This window comes from Methylocystis sp., assembly GCF_021731785.1.
In the GTDB taxonomy this organism is placed as follows: Bacteria; Pseudomonadota; Alphaproteobacteria; order Rhizobiales; family Beijerinckiaceae; genus Methylocystis.
In genome coordinates this window covers 1-2,597 of record NZ_JAKFWS010000111.1, presented here as the reverse complement: position 1 = coordinate 2,597, position 2,597 = coordinate 1, and the positions used below count along the sequence as shown (strand labels likewise).

The following is a 2,597-nucleotide window of genomic DNA, read 5'->3' as shown; positions in this document are numbered from 1 at the left end:
GAACTCAACCCGGTCGAGAACCTCTGGCAGTTCATGCGCGACAACTGGCTCTCCAATCGCGTGTTCAAATCATACGACGACATCGTCGACCATTGCTGCGACGCCTGGAACAAACTCATCGAACAACCCTGGCGCATCATGTCCATCGGTTTGCGCGACTGGGCGCATCGGTTCTGATCAGCACAGGTTGGTATTATGTCGCCGCTCGGCCAGAAGGCGCTCGATTCTCGGGTCGGGTATCAGCCACATCAGCGCCACGAGCACGTAGATCGCGAGCGAAAGGCGCGGGTCGAGCAGCGTCAGTCCGATCGCGAGAAGATAGAGCAGCACCGAAATCTTGCCTTTGACGTCGGCGCCGATGGCGCGGGCGAGCGTCGACTCCGGTCCATGCGTCTTCAGAAGCATGCGGCTGAGAATGAAATAGGCGATCGCCGGCGCCAGCAGCGCCGCGCCATAGACCGCGACCGTCGCCTGAGCGAAATGGTTCTCCGCCATCCAGGCGCTGGCGAAGGGGATGAGAGATAGCCAGAACAGCAGATGGACATTGGCCCACAGCACCCGGCCGGTGACATGCGACGCGGCCTGCAACAGGTGGTGATGGTTGTTCCAATAGATGGCGATATAGGCGAAGCTCAGAACATAGCTGAAAAAGACGGGAGCGACCTGCGCGAGCGCCGCAAAGCTCGCCTCATGCGGCGGTTTCAACTCGAGCGCCATGATGGTGATGATGATGGCGATGACGCCGTCACTGAAGGCTTCGAGCCGCTGCTTCTCCAATGATCTGCTCCAGGCGTCGATGATTATGTGATGACGCTCGGCGCGGCGCGCTGCGTATAGCGCTCGATTTCGGCGAGTTCGCGCGACAGCGTCACGAGGTCGGCGAGCGCCGCTTGAGTCTCCAGATATTGTTGCGCGGGATCGGGTTCGTAACGCTCGATATAGACGCGCAGCGTCGCGCCGGCGGTGCCGGTGCCCGACAGCCGATAGACGATCCGCGAGCCGTCGGCGAAAATCACCCGCAAGCCCTGATGCTTGGAATCCGAGCCGTCGACCGGATCGTGATAAGCGAAGTCGTCGGCCGTCGCGACTTCGAGAGCGCCAATGCCTTGACTCCTGAGCGCCGGCAGACGCTGGCGCAGCGTCTCAATCAGCGCATGAGCGCCGTCGCTCGCGATTTCTTCGTAGTCGTGACGCGAATAATAATTGCGCCCGTAACGCGCCCAATGTCGCCGGACGATAGCGTCGACGCTCTCTTTGCGCGCCGCGAGTATGTCTAGCCAGAACAGCACCGCCCATAGCCCATCCTTCTCGCGCACATGATCGGAGCCGGCGCCGGCGCTTTCCTCGCCGCAAATCGTCACGAGGCCGGCGTCGAGCAAATTGCCGAAATATTTCCATCCCGTCGGCGTCTCGTAAAGCTGGACGCTAAGCTTTTCCGCGACGCGGTCGGCGGCGCCGCTGGTCGGCATCGAGCGGGCGATTCCTGCAACGCCCTTGCGATAGCCCGGCGCAATTGTCGCATTGGCGGCAAGGATTGCGAGACTGTCCGAGGGCGTGACGAAACGGCCGCGGCCGATGATCAGATTGCGATCGCCGTCGCCGTCGGACGCAGCGCAAAGATCGGGCGCGCCGTCCGACATGGCGAGATCGTAAAGATGTCTGGCGTGGACGAGATTGGGGTCGGGATGGCGCCCGCCGAAATCGGGCAGGGGGGTCGCATTGATGACGCTGCCCGGCTGCGCCCCCAGCTCGTCCTCAAACAGCGCGCGCGCATAGGGGCCGGTGACCGCGGACATGGCGTCGAATGTAAAGGTGAGGCCCGAGCGAAAAGCGTCGCGAATGCGATCGAAGTCGAAGAGCGTCTGCATCAACGCTTTGTAATTTGCGACGCTGTCGACGACAGTGACGCGCATGTCGCCGATCATCGACTCGCCGAGCGCGTCGATGTCGACGTCTTCAGCGTTGACGATCCTGTAGGACGCAATGTCGAGCGTGCGTCGGTAGATGGCTTCCGTCACCTTCTCGGGCGCCGGGCCGCCGTTCGAGATGTTATATTTGACGCCGAAGTCGCCGTGCGGGCCGCCGGGATTGTGGCTCGCGGACAGCACGATGCCCCCGAACGCGTTAAGCGAACGAATGAGCGCCGAGGCGGCGGGCGTGGAGAGTATCCCGCCTTGCCCGACGACGATGCGGCCGACGCCGTTGGCGGCGGCGATCTTCAAAATCTTTTGAACGGCCTCACGGTTGTAATAACGGCCGTCGCCGCCAACGACGAACGATGCGCCCTGATATCCCTCAAGACTGTCGAATATCGACTGAATAAAATTTTCGAGATAGTGGCGTTGCTTGAAGATCTCGACTTTCTTGCGCAGGCCGGACGTGCCCGGGCGTTGATCGGCGAAGGGCGTCGTTGCGATCGTCGTCGCGTGTGAATTCCCCATTTTCGGCGGCGGCCTCGCTTAGCTGTCGGCGCCGCGACCGGCGCGGCGTCCGCTTTTACCGTTCGTGTCCGGGAACGGCAAAAAAGGCGGCGCGGTAAGGTCGCGCGCCGCCTTGCAAAAGCTGCCTGGAGAGCTTCGGGCTTACCAGCCCCAGCT

Annotated in this window: 2 protein-coding genes and 1 pseudogene; 1 reads left to right on the top strand and 2 read right to left on the bottom strand. The window is 62.2% G+C overall.

Annotated features, from left to right (window positions below):
* Nucleotides 1-177: pseudogene (locus QZ964_RS16575) on the top strand (IS630 family transposase); the annotation flags it as partial.
* Here QZ964_RS16575 and QZ964_RS16570 read toward each other — a convergent pair.
* On the bottom strand, nucleotides 178-777 hold the full coding sequence (locus tag QZ964_RS16570) for a TMEM175 family protein (RefSeq protein ID WP_292532866.1): 600 nt from the start codon (nucleotides 775-777) through the stop codon (nucleotides 178-180).
* Nucleotides 778-800: 23 nt separating this feature from the next.
* Nucleotides 801-2,441 carry an alpha-D-glucose phosphate-specific phosphoglucomutase gene (locus QZ964_RS16565; RefSeq protein ID WP_292532864.1) on the bottom strand — a complete coding sequence of 547 codons (1,641 nt, stop codon included), beginning with the start codon at nucleotides 2,439-2,441 and terminating at the stop codon, nucleotides 801-803.
* Between the last annotated feature and the right edge of the window lie 156 nt (nucleotides 2,442-2,597).

Bases quoted from the DNA above. Each gene is read 5' to 3' on its own strand.
- QZ964_RS16565 (WP_292532864.1), bottom strand. From the start codon at position 2,441: ATGGGGAATTCACACGCGACGACGATCGCAACGACGCCCTTCGCCGAT.